The organism is Acinetobacter higginsii (genome assembly GCF_000369525.1).
GTDB lineage: Bacteria > Pseudomonadota > Gammaproteobacteria > Pseudomonadales > Moraxellaceae > Acinetobacter > Acinetobacter higginsii.
The window spans coordinates 1-1,151 of the sequence record NZ_KB850059.1 but is presented as its reverse complement, the minus strand read 5'-3'; the positions used below and the strand labels follow the sequence as shown (position 1 = coordinate 1,151).

Below are 1,151 nucleotides of genomic sequence, written 5' to 3'. Positions count from 1 at the left end.
CTTGGGGAAGATGGGCTATCAACTAGAAACTACAGCATTGATTTCTATAGATAATTATAACACATTTCGTATAAGGTGTATTATGTTAATTTTAGGAAAGGCTCTAGACTAGCAGAATGATTATGTTAGTCTAGAGCCATATAATTAACATTATTGAAGTATTTTACATGGCAATTTTTCGACATTCTTCTGCACACTGACGGCAAGCCTCAGCACATTTTTTACAATAATCATGTGAATGTTTTTCACACTCTTCCGCACAATATTCACAGATCTTAGCACAAAGCTCACAAATCTCTTTGAGGAAAGGTGAGTTATGTTGTTGCATACGCACACATAACTGACAAATATCTGCACATTCTAGACAACGTTGAATACATTCACGCATCATCTCTAAATCTTTTTCTTTTAAACAAGAAGTTGCACATTCAGTACAAATAAGTGAACAGTTTGTACATGCAGAAATACACTCTGAAAATTCCGTATTAATCATTTTTTACTCTCAACTTATATAATCAAAGAAATAATTAAAACATAATTTTTTTCTACTAATTATTTTAAATTATTAGTAAATGTAATAAATAATTTTAATTTATATGAATAATGTTAATTTTAACTAAATCTTATTTATATTCCAAATTATTAAAAAACAGTTTTTAATTAGGATAGATGATCAAGTATCAAAAGCAGCTATTCTTAAAATAACTACAATAATTTTATCACTTTAAAAATAGATTTTCCCTCCATTTAACATAATAGAGCTTATACGAAACGTATTTTTAATATTACTTTAAGATCAGTATCTTATCGTTATTCATACCCTCTGGAACGTTCTCGTTCAACCGACTTGGAAACAAGTCGGTTTTTTTATGAACAGTTTTGATAGTTCTTGCCAATAAATCTGACTAAAAATTACGCTTTTCAGCTTGAGTGATACAATTTTGTGATACATTATTGTATATACAAATTTGAATGTTTTTTATGGAACAGTATTTCGAATGGGATGAGGCAAAGAATCGAAAGAATCAGAAAAAGCATGATATCTCTTTCGAAACGGCAAGCCTTGTTTTTGAAGATCCTCTAAGGATCTCAATCCAGGACAGACATACCGATGGCGAAGAACGTTGGCAGACCATTGGAAAAGTGAAAGG

2 protein-coding genes are annotated in these 1,151 nt (G+C 30.2%); one reads left to right on the top strand and one right to left on the bottom strand.

The window, feature by feature from the left end; translation table 11 throughout:
* Positions 1-163: 163 nt before the first annotated feature.
* On the bottom strand, positions 164-493 hold the full coding sequence (locus F902_RS00070) for a four-helix bundle copper-binding protein (protein WP_000610966.1): 330 nt from the start codon (positions 491-493) through the stop codon (positions 164-166).
* Between the two features lie 488 nt (positions 494-981).
* On the opposite strand from F902_RS00070, the gene F902_RS21895 reads away from it, so the two are divergent.
* The coding region (locus F902_RS21895; protein ID WP_005199293.1) for a BrnT family toxin at positions 982-1,151 on the top strand (170 nt) is incomplete at its 3' end.

Coding starts and splice junctions, on each gene's coding strand:
- F902_RS00070 (WP_000610966.1), bottom strand. CDS start 493: ATGATTAATACGGAATTTTCAGAGTGTATTTCTGCATGTACAAACTGT.